General features: G+C 69.6%; 16 protein-coding genes. 11 read left to right on the forward strand and 5 right to left on the reverse strand.

Features of this window, described 5'->3' with window-relative positions; all coding sequences use genetic code 11:
- The first annotated feature begins 4 nt into the window (after window positions 1-4).
- The 7 genes from NMN56_RS19045 to NMN56_RS19075 all read left to right on the forward strand — a co-directional run bounded on the left by NMN56_RS19045 (window position 5) and on the right by NMN56_RS19075 (window position 7,430).
- On the forward strand, window positions 5-592 hold the full coding sequence (locus NMN56_RS19045; RefSeq protein WP_274041031.1) for a type VII secretion target: 588 nt from the start codon (window positions 5-7) through the stop codon (window positions 590-592).
- Between the two features lie 9 nt (window positions 593-601).
- Window positions 602-2,959, forward strand: coding sequence for a PPE domain-containing protein (locus NMN56_RS19050; RefSeq protein WP_274041030.1), 2,358 nt, complete (start codon window positions 602-604; stop codon window positions 2,957-2,959).
- 14 nt (window positions 2,960-2,973) lie between these two features.
- Window positions 2,974-3,561 carry a hypothetical protein gene (locus NMN56_RS19055; RefSeq protein ID WP_274041028.1) on the forward strand — a complete coding sequence of 196 codons (588 nt, stop codon included), beginning with the start codon at window positions 2,974-2,976 and terminating at the stop codon, window positions 3,559-3,561.
- Between the two features lie 10 nt (window positions 3,562-3,571).
- Window positions 3,572-3,703, forward strand: a complete 132-nt coding sequence (locus NMN56_RS19060) for a hypothetical protein (protein ID WP_274041027.1) — start codon at window positions 3,572-3,574, stop codon at window positions 3,701-3,703.
- Window positions 3,704-3,800: 97 nt separating this feature from the next.
- Entirely contained in the window at window positions 3,801-4,421 is a 621-nt protein-coding gene (locus NMN56_RS19065) for a bifunctional 4-hydroxy-2-oxoglutarate aldolase/2-dehydro-3-deoxy-phosphogluconate aldolase (RefSeq protein WP_274041026.1), read from the forward strand.
- Window positions 4,422-5,105: 684 nt separating this feature from the next.
- Window positions 5,106-5,603: a transcription elongation factor GreA gene (gene greA / locus NMN56_RS19070; protein WP_274041025.1), complete on the forward strand. Its 498-nt coding sequence runs from the start codon at window positions 5,106-5,108 to the stop codon at window positions 5,601-5,603.
- A gap of 372 nt (window positions 5,604-5,975) precedes the next feature.
- Window positions 5,976-7,430 carry an alkaline phosphatase gene (locus NMN56_RS19075; protein ID WP_430542634.1) on the forward strand — a complete coding sequence of 485 codons (1,455 nt, stop codon included), beginning with the start codon at window positions 5,976-5,978 and terminating at the stop codon, window positions 7,428-7,430.
- 102 nt (window positions 7,431-7,532) lie between these two features.
- Here the strand turns inward: NMN56_RS19075 and NMN56_RS19080 are convergent, their stop codons facing one another.
- The 3 genes from NMN56_RS19080 to ilvA form a co-directional block, all read right to left on the reverse strand.
- Complete coding sequence (locus NMN56_RS19080; RefSeq protein WP_430542636.1) at window positions 7,533-8,396, reverse strand: ABC transporter permease; 864 nt, start codon at window positions 8,394-8,396, stop codon at window positions 7,533-7,535.
- On the reverse strand, window positions 8,393-9,403 hold the full coding sequence (locus NMN56_RS19085; protein ID WP_274041023.1) for an ATP-binding cassette domain-containing protein: 1,011 nt from the start codon (window positions 9,401-9,403) through the stop codon (window positions 8,393-8,395). The genes NMN56_RS19080 and NMN56_RS19085 overlap by 4 nt, the downstream gene beginning before the upstream one ends.
- 260 nt (window positions 9,404-9,663) lie before the next feature.
- Entirely contained in the window at window positions 9,664-10,905 is a 1,242-nt protein-coding gene (ilvA, locus tag NMN56_RS19090; protein WP_274041022.1) for a threonine ammonia-lyase, read from the reverse strand.
- 293 nt (window positions 10,906-11,198) lie between these two features.
- On the opposite strand from ilvA, the gene NMN56_RS19095 reads away from it, so the two are divergent.
- The 3 genes from NMN56_RS19095 to NMN56_RS19105 are packed head-to-tail and all read left to right on the forward strand — an operon-like array spanning window position 11,199 to window position 12,552.
- Window positions 11,199-11,777 (forward strand): MarR family winged helix-turn-helix transcriptional regulator, encoded by a 579-nt coding sequence (locus tag NMN56_RS19095; RefSeq protein ID WP_430542637.1) that lies wholly within the window; start codon window positions 11,199-11,201, stop codon window positions 11,775-11,777.
- A gap of 47 nt (window positions 11,778-11,824) precedes the next feature.
- Complete coding sequence (locus tag NMN56_RS19100; protein WP_274041021.1) at window positions 11,825-12,307, forward strand: sigma factor-like helix-turn-helix DNA-binding protein; 483 nt, start codon at window positions 11,825-11,827, stop codon at window positions 12,305-12,307.
- Window positions 12,304-12,552 carry a hypothetical protein gene (locus NMN56_RS19105; protein ID WP_274041020.1) on the forward strand — a complete coding sequence of 83 codons (249 nt, stop codon included), beginning with the start codon at window positions 12,304-12,306 and terminating at the stop codon, window positions 12,550-12,552. Before NMN56_RS19100 ends, NMN56_RS19105 begins: the two co-directional genes overlap by 4 nt.
- 22 nt (window positions 12,553-12,574) lie before the next feature.
- Here the strand turns inward: NMN56_RS19105 and NMN56_RS19110 are convergent, their stop codons facing one another.
- Entirely contained in the window at window positions 12,575-13,630 is a 1,056-nt protein-coding gene (locus NMN56_RS19110; RefSeq protein WP_274041019.1) for a hypothetical protein, read from the reverse strand.
- 541 nt (window positions 13,631-14,171) lie between these two features.
- A complete protein-coding gene (locus NMN56_RS19115; RefSeq protein ID WP_274041018.1) occupies window positions 14,172-15,362 on the reverse strand; it encodes a cystathionine gamma-synthase in 1,191 nt (396 codons plus the stop codon).
- A 142-nt stretch (window positions 15,363-15,504) separates the two neighbouring features.
- Between NMN56_RS19115 and NMN56_RS19120 the strand changes: the two genes are divergently transcribed.
- Window positions 15,505-16,674, forward strand: a complete 1,170-nt coding sequence (locus NMN56_RS19120; RefSeq protein WP_274041017.1) for a hypothetical protein — start codon at window positions 15,505-15,507, stop codon at window positions 16,672-16,674.
- Window positions 16,675-16,698: the final 24 nt, after the last annotated feature.

The following is a 16,698-nucleotide window of genomic DNA, read 5'->3' on the forward strand; positions in this document are numbered from 1 at the left end:
GTTCATGTCTTTCGAACAGGAGTGGGCCGGTCTGGTCGAGAACGCGCGCGACGAGCAGTCCACGGCCATGCGCCTCAACGACGCTTCCGCTTCCAACGGCGGCGGCGGGGGCGGGGGCGGCGGGAAAACGCTTCGCGTGACGCCGCACGTCCTGCGCTCCCACGCGGGCCAGGCGGACAAGGTCAGCGACGAATTCGCGAAGGCGGACAACGAGACGATGCGGGAGACCGGCCATGTGCCCGGCTCCATGAAGGGCTTCGCGAGCGATGAGGCGTTCGCGGACTTCCAGAAGACGTGGCGCGCGCAGATGAAGTACCTGGACGGCCTCTACACCGGGGTCGCCAAGGCACTGCGCGCCGCGGCGACGACCTTCAAGGCGGAGGACGTCCGGCGCAAGGTGGAGATGGACAAGGTCGATCCGCCGCTGTACGGGCCGCCCGTGCCGAAGGACGGCGGCACCCCCTCTCTGGTCCCGCCGAACTCCCCACTGCTGCCGAACTCACCGCTGCTTCCCCCGCAGTCCGGGGACAAGCCCCTGTACGGCCCTCCGTACGCGCCGACGCTCCCGTCCGCCTCCGAGCCGAAGTCCTAGGGGGCACCGATGGACACTCCTCAGCTCAGCTACACCTCTGTGCGTGACGTCAACCTCGAACCGCTCCGGCAGGCGGTGAGCGCGTGGGGCAAGCTCCCCGGCAAGATCGACGCCGTGTCCACCACCTTCAGCCGCACCGTCTCCACGCCGCTGGAGGGATCCGGCTGGTTCGGCGAGACGGCGGAGTCCGCGTTCAAGAGGTTCCGCGGTATACGGCAGCAGATGTCCGAGGCATCCGGTCAGGCCGAGAAGATCGGCACCACCATGTCCGAGGCGCTCAAGGCGTTCGAGTCCGCGCAGAGGGCGCTCAAGGACGTCGAGGACGCGCTGAAAGACCCTCCGAAGGGCGGTGACGGCAAGCGCTATCTGAAGGTCAACCAGGCCGAAGGCGTCGTCTATCTCGACCCGCCCGACGACGTGGAGAACAGCCCGGCTCTCCAGAAGGCGTTCCATGAGTCGATCGTCACCTACAACAAGCGCATCAGCGAGGCGCTGGACGCCGCGAGCAACGCCGACCACGACCTGAAGACAGCCCTTCAGATCGACCCGCCGGGCAAGGGCTTCAACGACGACATAGCGGGACACCTCAAGGACGTCGACGCGGAGACCAAGAAGGACGTCGACGCCCTGATGAAGCTGGCGAACACGGAGGGCTTCAAGGAGAACCCCAAGCTGCTCTCCCAGTTCAACGGCATCCTCGCCAAGAACTCCCAGAACGCCGACTTCGCCGAGCAGTTCGCGCTGCGCAAGGGCGCGAAGGGCGTCCTCGACTTCTGGTACCAGACGGCCAAGCCGGGCTACGAGGACGGCCCGCTGGGCGAGCCGAAGAAGCGCCCGGCCGGAGTGACGAAGCAACTCGCGGCGCTCCAGGACAACCTGGGCGTCACGCTGGCCCTCGCCAGCCAGTCCGACTCGCCTGAGATGACGCAGTGGAAAAAGGATGCCATCGACCTCGGCTACAAGCGGCTGCCCGGAGAGCACCGGACGTATTTCGCCGACCCTCCCTACGGCTTCCAGGTGATGAGCAACCTGATGCGCACCGGGAAGTGGGACACGAAGTTCCTGGACACGTACGGCGACAAGCTCGTCGAGGTGGACAAGAAGTCCTTCACAGGGCCCGGCGGCCGGGTGGAGGACGACCAGACGCACCGCAAGTGGCTGGCCTACGGGCAGCAGCCGGCCGACTTCCTCAACTTCGGCCCCAAGTGGGACGAGGGCGAGGACCCGTTCACCGGGTATTTCGAGGCACTGGGCCACAACAGCGACGCGTCGACGGGCTTCTTCAAGGACGACGAGAACTTCGACCACGTGATGCGCGAGCGCACGTGGCTGCCGGACGGCGAGGTTCCCGACTCCGGTAGCCAGAAGGACTTCAACGGCCCCCGGGTCGCCCTCGGGCACGCGCTGGGCTCCGCCACCACCGGTCACGACTGGGACGCCCCGCTGAACGTACCGGCGGAGCACACCAAGGACCAGGCCGACCTCATGTCCAAGATCGTCAAGGGCACGGGGTCGATGGACGATGAGGGGAACGCGAACATCTCCCTGGCCCCGGGCATGCGCGAGGGCCTGGGGAACGCGGCGGCCGAGTACACACCGGACTTCTTCCGGGCCATGACCGACGGCGAGGGCGACGACAAGCTCTTCCCCATGTCCGGTGAACAGGCGGGCATGGAGCACCGTGAAGCGACGAGGTTCCTCGTGCAGCTCGGTCAGGACCCGGACGCGAACGCGGCGATAACCGCCGGCCAGAAGCTCTACACCGCCCAGGTGCTCGACCATCACCTGGGCGGCGACGTTCCCGAGGGGCAGCGGTACGACGCGCCTCCGCGTGACATCGTCCATGAGGTCCTCAAGACGTCGGGAGAGATGTCGGGCACCCTGGCCTCCGGCGCACAGGAGGGCATCATCGGCCCGGCGGTCCTGGAGGAGAAGGACTACGACAAGGCGACGCTCAGCAACCGACTGTGGGGCAACACCGCCTTCGGTTCCGTGGTGACCGGAATCAGTGTGGCGGAGCCCGTCGTCTCCGCTCACCCCGTCGGCGCCGCGGTCACCGCGGCGCTGGTCGTGGGGGCCTCAGGCGCCATGAGCAACGACGTGGACGCCGAGCACTGGGACATCAACAAGTCCGCCCCGGCGGCGGAGAAAGCCAGCGTGGTCTACGACGAGATGGCAGCGCGTGACGTGGTGCAGAACCAGAGGGTGCTCAAGGCCATCGGGGAGGAACACGGCGTCGATGTGTCGAGCAGCTGGGCCCGCCTGTACTCCGCCGAAGGCTTCAGCCAGGGCTACTCCAGGGTTGGGTCGACGGCGCCGTTCCTGACCTCCATCGAGCAAGTGAAGCAAATGGCCATAGAGAAATAAGGGAACGCACACGCATGAACCGCCCGCTCCGCATCACCCTGTTCACCGTCCTCGCCGTGGCCCTGGTCGCGGCGGGGGCCGTGGGTGGCGCCCTCTACGCCCATGAGGACCCCAAGGAACCGAAGAAGTTCTCCGAGCGAACGAAGGGCTCCACTTGCTGGGCGGCCGGATCGGTGCTGGACCGGCTCGTCCCCGCGTCCCCTTCCGCGGAAAGCTCGATGTACGCGACACGAGAAGAGCTTCAGTACGACTCCTCGTGCCTTATCACCGCGGACGGCAAGCAAATACTGCGGGTCTCCGTCAAGCAGCAGAACTCCGTGCAGAAGCTCGACCGGTTCGGCACGGGTGCGGGACACGGCAAGACGAAAAGCATCCCCGGCTTCGAGCAGGGCTGGTCCTCCCGGGACGTCGCCAGCGTCGCCGTGCCTTGCACCAAGAACACAGGCGACGACAACGCCACCAACCTGTACGTCAAGGCTCAGGCGTGGGGCAAGAACTACCCGCAGTCGCGCGAGGACATGGTGCGGATCGTGAAGCAGGCGGTCAAGAAACACCGCCACATGGTCTGTGTCACGCTGCCGACGTTGTACGCCACCTCGTAGGGAGCCGCCCATGGCGGAACGCCACGACCGGGCCCAGGCCGACGCCGATGCCGCCGTCGGCGCCATGACCGTCCGCCGTGCGGGCGCGGTCACGCGGGGAGTTCACGCGCGCGTCGAGTGGGCCTCGGAGCTGGGCCTGTGAGCGCCCGGTGGGGAGGGGCTCCGGGAAACGTGGGCCCCGCGAAAACGGGCAGGGGGACTGACAAGAACAGCCGCACACACAGGAGCACCGCACACACATGTACCGCTGGGAAACAACAGAGGCCGTCACCACTCAACGCGTGTTCGGAATCATCAGGTCGGCCACGCACCAGGATGCGGCGGCAGCCGCAGAGACCGTTCTGGACGCCGGGCTGCACGCGGTGGAGGTGGCCCTGACCACACCCCACGCGACCAGGGCCATCGAGGCACTGGCCACGGCGCGCCCTGACGCGTTGATCGGCGCCGGCACGGTCCTGGACGCCACGGCGGCCCGGCACGCGATCGAGGCCGGAGCCCGCTTCCTCGTCTCTCCCAGCCTGCACCCCGAGGTCATCAGAACCGGCCACAGATTCGGCGTGCCGGTCTTCCCCGGCGTCACGACACCGACGGAGATGGTCCAGGCGCTGGAGGAGGGCGCAGACGCCCTCAAACTGTTCCCGGCCTCAGCCGTGACCCCCTCGTGGCTGCGCGATGTACGTGCCGCGCTTCCCCAGGCGCCCCTGATCCCCACGGGCGGCGTGACCGTCGACAACGCCCCGGAGTGGATCGCGGCCGGCGCTGTGGCCTGCGGCATGGGCTCGGCCCTGACCTCGGGCGGCACGCGTGCTGCGGGGGCGCGGGTGGCGACGCTGCTGGACGCGCTGGCCCGGGCCCGGTGAGCCTCGCCCGATGAGCCGGGCCCGGTGAGCCGGGTCTGGTGAGCCGGGGCGTTCCGGGCGGTCACCGACCGGCGGCCGGGAGAGGGATGGCGCGCTCGCGCGCTGCCGGGCGCGTTCGGTGACGACACATTCGCGCAACGCGTACGGCCACACGTACGGCCAACGCGTACGGCCACACGTACGCCCAACACGTACGCCCAACGCCTCGCGGTCGCTGAGGGGTTGCCGACGGCCCGCCGTGGCTTCGCGCTGATGCGGTGCGCGGTGCGCGGTGCGTGGTGCGCGGCGGTCGCCTCGGCCCGGTACGGGGCGGCGTCCGACGTGCGACGACTGCTGCGCCGGGACACCGCTCGGTATCCGGAACGGCGCCCGGGCCGTTCCCGGACCACCCGGCGGCCCCCGTGGCCGCGAAACCGCGCCCGGGGGCCGGACGGGAATCGCGCCCGGCCCGGGGCCCGCTCGACCCCGGGGACCAGCTTCCGGCCCTTACCAGCACCGGCTCCAGGCCGCCACAGGGCCTGGTGTTCTCACGGCGCCCGCACCTCTGTGACCTGGACCTGGGCCCTGGGCTTCTTCCCTTTTCCGCCGGAATTGTTAAGCTCGTGGTTTCGCCCACCTCTGAAGGCGCAGCCTTCTTGGTAGGGCGATTGCTTATATTCCCACCAGTACCGACGAGGAGCACCTGTGACCCAGACCAGCGACAACGTCACCTGGCTGACCCAGGAGGCGTATCACCAGCTCAAGGCCGAGCTGGAGTACCTGTCGGGTCCTGCACGCACCGAGATCTCCAAGAAGATCGAGGCGGCTCGCGAAGAGGGCGACCTCCGCGAGAACGGCGGGTACCACGCGGCCAAGGAGGAACAGGGCAAGCAGGAGTTGCGGATCCGCCAGCTCCAGCAGCTCCTGGACAACGCCAAGGTCGGTGAGGCTCCCGCCGACGACGGCGTCGTGGAGCCCGGCATGGTGGTGACGATCGCCTTCGACGGTGACGAGGACGACACGATCACCTTCCTCCTGGCGTCGCGTGAATACGCCAGCGCGGACATCGAGACGTACTCCCCGCAGTCCCCGCTGGGTACCGGTGTGAACGGCAAGAAGGTCGGTCAGGACGCCGAGTACGAGCTGCCGAACGGCAAGATGGCCTCCGTGCGGATCCTGCGGGCGAAGCCCTACGAGAAGTAGGCAGCCAGGGCCGCGAAGGCCCCACTCACGAACGACCGGCGCACAGCGCGCCGGTCGTTCGTCGTTCCCCCGCCGGGCCCCGCCTCGTCCCGCCCTGCCCTGCCCCCGCGCCGGATCGGGAGCCGTCGTCGTCCGCCGCCGTCCTCCGCGCCGTTCCCCGGCGTCCCGGCGTCCCCGGCGTCCTGCGCGTTGTCGTCCCCGTCGTTGCCCGTCGTTGCCCGTCGTTGCCCGTCGTTGCCCGTCGGCGTTCGTCCGTCGTTCGTGGTGTGGGCCTGTTCACCTGGCGTACATGCGCCAAGCATTAGTTGTACAGGGCAAGCTGTTGGCCTTGACTCCGTTACGGGGACCACCACTCGCACCGGAGGACCGCACATGCCCAGCAGCAACATGCCCCGTCCCGCCCGCTCGACCCGCCGCCGCCTTGCCTGGGGCACGGCGGCCGTGCTGGCTGCCGGCGTCGCCGTACCGACCCTCGCGCAGGCCACTCCCGGCGGCGGGCCGGCCTCGGCGGGGGCATCGGCCGGAGCCACGGCGGCGGGTTCGGCGGCGGCCTCTCCGGCGAGCGGGCACAAGGCCAAGAACGTCATCGTGCTCATCGGCGACGGCATGGGCGACTCCGAGATCACCCTCGCCCGTGACTACACCGTCGGTGCGAACGGCCGTCTGAACATGGACGGGTTCCCCAGGACAGGCGCCTATACGACCTACTCGGTCGACGAGAAGGGCAAGCCGGAGTACGTCACCGACTCCGCTGCCAGCGGCACCGGTTGGGCGACGGGGAACAAGACGGTGAACGGACGTATCTCCAAGACGCCCGGCACCGACAAGCCGTTGCCCACCATGCTGGAGCTGGCCAAGAAGAAGGGCCTCGCCACCGGCAACATCACCACCGCCGACCTCACGGACGCCACACCCGCCGTGCAGAACGCGCACGTACGCGACCGCGGCTGCCAGGGCCCCGCCGACATGAAGAAGTGCCCCCGGGACACGCTCGGGCAGGGCGGGGGCGGCTCCATCGCCGAGCAGACCGTGACCACGGGCGCCGATGTGCTCATGGGCGGCGGCAAGGAGCATTTCGACCAGACCGTCACCGAGGGGCCGCACAAGGGCCGCACCGTCACCGAGCAGGCCAGGAAGGCCGGATACCGGTTGGTGACGGACAAGAGTGGCCTCGAATCCGCCACGCCCGGCACACCGCTGCTCGGGCTCTTCGCGCGGAGCGACATCCCCGTCGAGTGGACGGGCAAGCCCGCTGCCAGGGGCGGTACGGACCCGCAGCGCTGCACCACCAGCAACCCCGAACGCCCGGACACCACCCCCTCGTTGGAGCGGCAGACCAGCAGAGCGATCGAGCTGCTGGAGGCGCAGCAGAAGGGGAAGAACGGGAAGGCGAAGGTGAAGGGGCACGGCAAGAAGCCGGGCAAGGGCTTCTTCCTCCAGGTCGAGGGCGCCTCCATCGACAAGCAGGACCACGTGGCCGACCCCTGCGGGCAGATCGGCGAGACCGTGGCCTTCGACCGGGCCGTGAAGGTTGCCCGGGACTACGCCAGGAAGCACCCCGACACGCTCGTCGTCACCTCGGCCGACCACGCGCACGCGAGCCAGATCGTGCCCACCGACGCCAAGCCGGCCGGCCTCGCCTCGACCCTGATCACGGACGAGGGCCGGCCGCTCCAGGTCAGCTACTCCAACAACGACCCGGCCGCCGCGCAGGAACACACCGGCACCCAGGTCCGTATCGCCGCCTCGGGCCCCGGTGCCGACCGCGTCCAGGGCGTCACCGACCAGACGGACCTCTTCCACACCGTCACCGGCGCGCTGCGCTAGGCAGCCGAGTGGCGAGTGCCGAGTGCCGCTCACGCGTGCACGTGCTCCCGTAAGGGCCGGACGTCCGGCCCTTACGGGAGCACAACCCGGCCGCAGGCCGGCTCAGACGGTCGCCGACCTGTACTTGCGTACCGCCAGCGTGCGGAAGAAGAGGATGATGACCACGGACCAGATCAGGGACGCCAGCACCGGGTGCTGCATCGGCCAGGCGTCGGGGATGGGGTAGTTCGGGGGGAAGTTCCCGAACAGGTCGCGGCAGGCGACGACCGTCGCGCTGAACGGGTTCCACTCGGCGATGTGCTGGAGGAACGACGGCATGTTCTGCGAGGGGACGAACGCGACGGAGATGAACGTCAGCGGGAACAGCCAGATCAGTCCGCCCGAGGTCGCCGCCTCTGGCGTCCGCACGGTGAGCCCGATGAGCGCGCCGATCCATGTGAACGCGTAACCGAGCAGGAGCAGCAGCCCGAAGCCCGCGAGGGCGTTGAGGACGCCGTCGTGCGCGCGCCAGCCGACGAGCGCGGCGACGACGGCGAGGACGACGAGGGTGAGCGCCGTCTGCACGAGGTCGGCGAGCGTACGGCCGGTGAGGACGGCGCCGCGTGACATGGGCAGGGAGCGGAAGCGGTCGATGAGGCCCTTGTGCATGTCCTCGGCGATGCCCGCGCCCGCGCCCGCCGTGGCGAAGGTGACGGTCTGCGCGAAGATGCCGGCCATCAGGAACTCGCGGTACGCGCTCGGATCGGTGCCGGCGCCCGGGACCTTGATGGAGCCGCCGAAGACGTAGCTGAACAGCACGACGAACATGATGGGCTGGATCAGCCCGAAGATGACGACTTCGGGGATCCGCATCATCCGGATCAGGTTGCGCTTGGCCATCACCAGGGAGTCGGTGACGGACTGCAGGAACCCGCCGCGGCCTCTGGGTGCTGCCGTCGTGGGTGCCGGCTGCGTGGTGGTGGTCACTTCGCGGCCTCCTCTGTCCCGGGCTTCGCATCGGCCTTCAACTCGGGCTCGTCCTCGGCCGCGTGGCCGGTGAGCGTGATGAAGACGTCGTCGAGGGTGGGCCTTCGCAGGCCGATGTCGTCTATCTCGATGCCCGCCGTGTCCAGTTCGCGGATGACCTCGGCGAGGAGCTTGGCGCCGCCGGAGACCGGAACGGTCAGCTTGCGGGTGTGTTCCTCGACGGTGCAGCCGCCCTGCGAGGTGCCGCCGAGCTGGTGCCGTTCGAGGATGCCCCGGGCGGGGGCGATGTGTTCGCGCTCGTGGACGACGACTTCGATGCGCTCGCCGCCGGTCTGAGCCTTGAGCTGGTCGGAGGTGCCGCGTGCGATGACCTTGCCGTGGTCGACGACGGCGATGTCGTGCGCCAGCCGGTCGGCCTCCTCCAGGTACTGCGTGGTGAGCAGCAGGGTGGTGCCGCCGGCGACGAGTTCCTCGATGACCTCCCACAGGCCCTGCCGGTTGCGCGGGTCGAGCCCCGTGGTGGGCTCGTCCATGAACATCACGGGCGGGCTGACGACGAGCGCGGCGGCCAGGTCGAGGCGCCGGCGCATACCGCCGGAGTACGTCTTGGCCGTACGGTCGGCCGCGTCGGCGAGGTTGAAGCGGTCCAGGAGTTCGCACGCGCGTTTCTTCGCGTCGCGTCCGGACATCTGGTAGAGCTGGCCGACCATTTGCAGATTCTCACGGCCCGTCAGGTACTCGTCGACGGCGGCGAACTGTCCCGACAGGCCGATCGAACGGCGCACCGCCGTCGGGTTCTTGAGCACGTCGATACCGGCGACCACGGCCGTGCCGCTGTCGGGCCGGAGCAGCGTGGTGAGCACGCGGACCGCCGTGGTCTTCCCGGCGCCGTTCGGCCCGAGCAGACCGAGCACGGTGCCCTCGGGAACGTCGAGATCGACGCCGTCCAGAGCCCTCACGTCACCGAAGGTCTTCACCAGACCCTCGGCGTAAATGGCACCTGGCATTGGTGGACTCCCAGAAGTGTGGGTGAGTGAAGGAAAGGGATGCCGGACCTATGAAGATGCTAGATCTGTCGGACAGTTCCGGCATGTACGGAGTGCGGCGGGCCCGTGGCCCGGCCGTTCAGCAGTATGTGGGGACGCGATACATCGCGTCAAGCGATACGCGATAGCTCGCGTCTACTCGGGGTGTCCCGCGCCGTCCACGGGCATCCCGTACCGCCTCGCGTCGGGTCGGCGGAGCGAGCGCCGGGTCCGCCTCCGCCTCAGCTCATGACCCTGTACCCGGCGGCCTTCAGCGAGGAGGAGACATCGACGCAGTGCTCGGGACCCTTCGTCTCCAAGTGCAGTTCCACCTCCGCCTCGTCGAGCCCGAGCCGTGGATCGGTCCGTACATGGCTCACGTCGAGGACATTAGCGTCCACCACTGACAACTCCCTCAGGAGCGCTGCCAGGGCGCCGGGGCGGTCGGGCACCCGCAGCCGCAGCGACAGGTAGCGCCCCGCCGCCGCCATACCGTGCCGCAGCGTCCGCTGGAGCACCAACGGGTCCACGTTCCCGCCGGACAGCACGGCCGTCACAGGGCCCTCGAAGCTGCGGGGCGCCGACAGCAGCGCGGCCACAGGGCTCGCGCCCGCGGGCTCGACCACCATCTTGGCCCGTTCGAGACAGAGCAACAGGGCGCTGGACAGGGCGTCTTCGGACACCGTGACGATCTCGTCCACCAGGGCGCCGGCGATGGCGAACGGGATGTCACCCGGCCGCGCCACCTTGATGCCGTCCGCCATCGTGGAGAGCGAATCGAGCGCCACCGGCTCACCGGCCGCCAGCGAAGCCGGGTAGGCCGCCGCGCCCGCCGCCTGCACCCCCACCACGCGGATGTCGGGCCGCAGCGCCTTGAGCACCACCGCGATCCCCGCCACCAGGCCGCCGCCGCCCACCCCCACCACGACCGTGCGCACCTCGGGGCACTGCTCCAGCAGTTCGAGCCCCACCGTGCCCTGGCCCGCCACCACATCGGAGTGGTCGAACGGGTGGATGAGCACGGCGCCCGTGCTGTACGCGTACTCCTTGGCCGCCTCCAGCGCCTCGTCCACCACCTGACCGTGCATCCGCACCCGCGCCCCGTACTCGCGCGTCGCGGCCACCTTCGGCAGCGGGGCGCCGACCGGCATGAACACGGTCGAACGGACCCCCAGCAGCGAGGCCGCCAGGGCCACGCCCTGCGCGTGGTTGCCCGCGCTCGCCGCCACCACACCCCGCCGCCGCTCGCCGGCCGAGAGCCCCGCGATGCGTACGTAGGCGCCGCGCAGCTTGAACGAGCCGGTGCGCTGAAGGTTCTCGCACTTGAGCTGCACCGGGGAGCCGACCAGCGAGGACAGATGACGGCTGCCCTCGATCGCCGTCGTGCGCGCGACGCCCGACAGCGTCTTCTGTGCGAGGCGTACGTCGTCCAGGGAGACGGGCAGGGATGCGGGTGCCGCGCCCCCGCTTGCGCTGGTGGCCATGACGCCAGTCTGGCAGCAGGTGCGGGGGCCCGCCGGACGAGTCCACAGTGCGGCGGGCACCCCGTACCCGCTGCCGTACCGCGCCGTAACGGCCCCCGCTCAGGGCCCGCTCAGGGCCCGCGGTCCGTACGTGCCGTCGTCCGCGTGGTCACGGGTTCGTGCAGCGACGGTACGTGCGGCTCCCGGTCCGCGTACCCTTTGGGCCACCACCCCCGGATGCCGTACCACCGCAACACCTGGAACACGTCCACCTGGAACACGTCCGCAGACCCGAAGAAGCGAGCACCCCGGCCATGCCCACGCACCCGGACATGACGACAGACATGACAGACGACGACCACACGGCGCCAGACGAGGCAGCAGCCCTCAACGAGCCCGCCGTTCTCGACGCCTTGCAGCATCAGCTCGCCGTGTACGCGCGGCGCGCTGAGCAGACACGCCTCGGCGGCCTCGGCCACGCCCGCAACTCGATGGACCGCGCGGCCTACCTCCTGCTCAACAGGCTCGACCAGGAAGGGCCGATGGGCGTCAAGGCGCTCGCGGCCGGTATGGGTATCGACTCCTCGACCGTGACCAGGCAGGTCGCGCCGCTCGTCGAGTCGGGCCTGGTCAAGCGGACCTCGCATCCGGAGGACGGCCGCGCGGTCGTCCTCCAGCTCTCGCCGCGGGGCGAGTCGAGGCTGGAGGAGGTCCGCTCCTCGCGGCGCAGGCTCATGGAACTGATCACGACGGGCTGGAGCGAAGAGGAGCGTGAGACCTTCTGCTCGCTCCTCACCCGCTTCAACACCGCGATGCTCGACCTCAACCCCGCAAGCCTCAGCAACCCGCCCGAGCCTCCCTCCGGCGGAGGTCAGGACGCTCCCGCCTCTTGATTTGATCAGCGCGCCTGCCGTCCTATAGGCGGCAGGAGGCGTGCTGAGTGCGAGAGCGTCGTGCACGGCAAGAGCGCGCCCGCGCCCGGGAGTTCGAGGCGTTCGTCGCGGGCGCGGGTGGCAGGCTGCTGCATGCTGCCACGCTGCTCACGGCCGAACCGCCAGGCGCTGCGCCAGGAGCGCAGCGCCTGCTCGTCGGTGCGCTGGCGCACACCTGCGCCGACTGGACGCGGCTGCGGGGCGAGGACCCCTACGACCACACCCGTCAGGAACTCGCCGCCCGCTTCGCCCACACCGCCTGGCGCTACCGCCGCTCGCGGGGCGGGCTGCTCGGAATCCTCTCGCCCCAGGAGCGGTTGGTGCTCGTCCTGCGCCTGTACGAGGGCGTCGCTGAGGAGCAGACAGCCGCCGGGCTGGGCCTTCCCGTCGAACGGGTACGCGCGCTGTGCTCGCGTGCGATGGCGGCGATGCTCAGCAGGGGCGCGGCGCCGCTGCCGTCGGCCCTGCGCGAGGCGGAGGGAGCGCTGTGAAGCTGCCCGACCGCAAAGAGGCCGAAGTGCGGCGGCTGTTGGAGGCACCCGTACTGCCGCTGCCGCCCGATCTCGCCGAGCGGGCGCTGGTGCTCGGCGCCCGCCTGGTACGACGCCGCAGGCTCCTTCACCTCGCGGTGTGCGTGCTTCTCGTCGCCGTCCTGCTCGGCCTCGGCGTGTGGGCCCTCACGGCCGAACCCTGGTCCACGCCGCCCCCCGCGACCTCACCGACGCGCGGCTGGTAGCCCGCCCGCTGCGGGCCGCTCATCAGGTGGGGGTCTCGCCCGTGTCGACCGGTCGGCGGTCACTGGCCCGCTGGAGTTCCCTGAAGTCCTTGAACCACGACTGGTTACGTCCCGCGGTTCCGTCCTCGTGCTTCTGGACGGTGCGGGTGGCGTACAGGCTGTTGAGCATCCACGGCTTCTTGTGGGCGGTGATCCTCTCCACCATGGCGTCGGCCTGCACGACGCCGTACGTGGCCACGGCGAGCTTTCCGGTTTCACGGAACTGCCGCACCTGGTCCCGCAGATAGTGCCGGTTCTCGTTGAACCAGGGGCTCAGGGCGAGAAACGCGTTCCACTTCTCCTGCGGGAAGGGATGAGCGACAGCCGCCTTGAGCAGTTGCCACACCCGCGTCTCCGGGTCCACGTCGTCATAACGCTCGGCGAAACGGGCCGGAATCCTGTCCGCCATGTGCTGCTCCCAGAGCAGCACGAGGGAGAATTCCGTGGCGAGGAATTTCTGGTCGTCCCGAAGGCGCCCGACCACATGGTCCAGATACTTCTTGCTGTCGGCGAGCGAGGCCACGTGAGGATGGATGTCGACGCCCTCGATCTGAGGTGTGTCGTGGACGAATGTCAGCCAGCGCTCGGTGCTTTCGGTCTGCTTCTCCGGATCGTCCAGATGGTTGAGCGCGCCCATGTAGAGGCGGGTCCTGCAATGCCCCTTGAAATGCGTCTTGCGGTACGCGATGACGTGCTGCGCCACGTGCTCGTAGAAGGCGTTGAGCGCGGGACCGCGGTTCTGGCTTTCGAGGAAGGGCTCGTTGCCGATGGTCAGGATGTCCACCTTGCCCATCGCGGCACGCAGCACTTTCTCCACGCGCGTGAGTTCGGCGCCCATGAGCCTGCTGCCGGCCCTGGGGAACTCCTCTTCCTGGTAAGGGAACTTCAGCGACAGGATCGTGCCGTATCCCTGCTTGCTCGCGTCGAGCAGTGTGGCCACCGCGGCCTGGCGCTCCGCCGGGCCCTTGTCGGCCTCCGGTACGGGGATGAATCCGCGCACCCAGCTCGCCGAGAGCCCTTCCAGATGCGAGAAACGCATGTCGCTGGGATCTTCGTTGAAATTGGCGCCCAGTACGCCACTCGGCCCCGAGGGGGGACCTTTCGACCCGCCCTGTGCTTTCGAGCCCAGCCCGGGCTTCTCGCCGGAAGTCTTGCTTCCCCCCTCCGTGCTTCCCCCTTCCGTGCTGCATCCCGCTGTGAGAAGTGCGGCACCGGAAGCACCGAGCAGCAGCCGCCGTGAAATTCTCGACCTCTCGGAGGTCTTCCCGTTTTCCCGTACGCGGGGACGCTGCATGGCTTCCTCCTCCTGTGTCCATGACCGATGAACCGCTCAACCTGAATTCAGTCGAACACGGGGAAGGTCGCCCCCTCAATCAATCCCTCCCCCTTGTTACTCAGCCATGACAGGCCGAACAACGGACAGCGAAGGGGATTTGGGCCCCCGTACCCGTTCTCTCCCCGGCGGCTTGACCGGGAAGAGAACGCGTACGGAAAAGACGGAGAAAGCGGACTGAAAGAGGAGGAATAGGCAGAAGAGGTAAAAGAGGAGCCGAGGAGCGCTCTTCCTGGTCCGGTGCCTCTTAGTCCAGTGCCTGGGTGAGGTCCGCGAGGAGGTCTTCGGGGGTCTCGATGCCGACCGAGAGGCGTACGAGGTCCTGGGGCACCTCCAGCGCCGAGCCCGCCACCGAGGCGTGCGTCATACGGCCCGGGTGCTCGATGAGCGACTCGACGCCGCCGAGCGACTCACCCAGCGTGAACAGTCGTGCCCGGTCGCAGACGCGCACGGCCGCCTCCTCGCCGCCGCTGACACGGAAGGACACCATGCCGCCGAAGGACCGCATCTGCTTGGCTGCGATCTCGTGCCCCGGGTGCGAGGGCAGCCCGGGGTAGAAGACCTCGGTCACCTTCGGGTGTGCCGACAGCAGCTGCGCGACGCGCGTCGCGTTGGCACTGTGCCGGTCCATGCGGACGGCGAGCGTCTTGATGCCGCGCATGACGAGCCACGCGTCGAAGGGCCCGGCGATGGCGCCCATCGCGTTCTGGTGGAAGGTGAGTTGGTCGCCCAGCTCCGGGTCGGAGACGACGAGCGCACCGCCGACGACATCGGAGTGGCCGCCCATGTACTTCGTCGTGGAGTGCACGACGGCATCGGCTCCCAGCGCGAGCGGCTGCTGGAGGTACGGGCTGGCGAAGGTGTTGTCCACGACGAGCTTCGCGCCCGCGCCGTGCGCCACGTCGGCGACGGCGGCGATGTCGGTGATGCCGAGCAGCGGGTTGGACGGGGTCTCCACCCACACCACCTTCGTCCGCTCACGCAGCGCGGCGGCCACGGCCGCCGGGTCGGAGGAGTCGGCGACCGACCACTCCACGCCCCACCGCTCGACGACCTTCGCGAACAGCCGGAAGGTGCCGCCGTACGCGTCGTTCGGGATCACCACGTGATCGCCCGGAGTGAGGAGCGTACGCAGCAGGCAGTCCTCGGCCGCGAGCCCCGAGGCGAAGGCGAGACCGCGCCTGCCGCCCTCCAGTGCCGCGAGATTCTCCTCCAGCGCCGTACGGGTCGGATTCGCGGAACGGCTGTACTCGTAGCCGCCGCGCAGCCCGCCGACGCCGTCCTGCTTGTACGTGGATACCTGGTAGATCGGCGGTACGACCGCCCCTGTCGCGGGATCGGCGGTCTGCCCCGCGTGAATGGCGAGGGTCTCGAACCCGCCCGGGCTCCCGCCGCCGTGTCCGCCGCTGTCGATGCCGTTGTCGCGCTGCTCACTCATGAGAGCGAGACTAGTGGGCCGTACGGTGGAGGAAGGGGCGCACTCCATGAGGCCGCCCCGGCAGCACCCGCACCGCCAGTAGTCCGCACAGCACCGAGCCTCCCCTCCGACCGTCCCGAACACAGCGTGGAGACCCGACGCCATGGAAGCCCTGCTCCTCCTGATCGCCCTCGCCGCCATCTTCGGTGTGGTGGCCTACCCCGCGATGCGCCGCAGGCGGCTGCGCCAGGACGCGCACAGGGGCGTGTTCCAGGCCGTCGACCCGACGGCCGGTTACGGGTTCGTGCCCTCCGACCAGCTCGACGTGCGGCTGCCAGGGCCCGACCGTGACCTGGTGGAGGCGCTGGAGGAGACCCAGCGCACCCAGGACTGGCAGCCCGTCGCGCGGCTCCTCGCGTTCACGGGCGACGAGTACGAGCTGCGCTGGCAGCGCGTGCAGTCCCTGGCGGGCGCCGCGGCCATGGAACTGGCGCGGGCCCGCGAGGCGGGGGCACTGTCGGCCGACGAGAGCGCGGGGCAGGCCGGCGCCGTCTCGTTCGCCAAGAAGCCGGTACAGCAGGACGCCGGCTGGCTGCGGGACTGGCGCTCCCAGCAGCCCCGCGACCACGGCGGGGCACAGGTCTACGCGCAATTTCTCGTCTTCCAGGCCCTCGCCGACCCCTCCTCCGACGACCGCCGCATCATCCTGGAGGAGGCACGCAACGTCGCGCACGACGCCGCGAAGCTCGCGCCCTCCGACCCGACGCCGTACATCACGGAACTGTTCATCGCGCGCCACCTCGGATACCGCGAGGCCGACTTCGAGTCCCTGTGGTCCACCGTCCGCCGCCATGCACCGCACCACATGGGCGCGCACCTGGCGGCGCTGCCCTACTGGTCGGCGAAATCCGCCGGCTCCAGGGAACAGGCCGACGCCTTCGCGCGTACGGCGGCCGGACAGGCCCCCGACGGCACGCTGCTGCCCGCACTGCCGCTCTTCGCGACGTACACGCACCTGCCCGAGGTCAACATGGTGCGCGGGCTCTACCAGAGCGAGGACATCCGGCACGCCATCGAGGCCGCCGAGTACGCCGTCGACCAGGTCGAGGACGACCACCCCGTACGCCCTCACGTCCTGCACCTCCTCGTCTGGTTCCTCGTACGCGCCGAACGCTATGCCGAGGCCATGGAGGCCCTCGCCGCCGTCGACGGCCACGTCGGCGCCCTCCCCTGGGTCGACGAGGGCGACCCCGCCTCCGCCTACACCGCCTACCGCGCCCTCGCGGTGGCCGGCTGGGAGTCCTCCGGCGGAGCCCGCGCCCCGCACTCCTGACGGGCACGCCCCGTAGCGCGCGGG

The organism is Streptomyces iconiensis, assembly GCF_028657195.3.
Taxonomy (GTDB): Bacteria; Actinomycetota; Actinomycetes; order Streptomycetales; family Streptomycetaceae; genus Streptomyces; species Streptomyces iconiensis.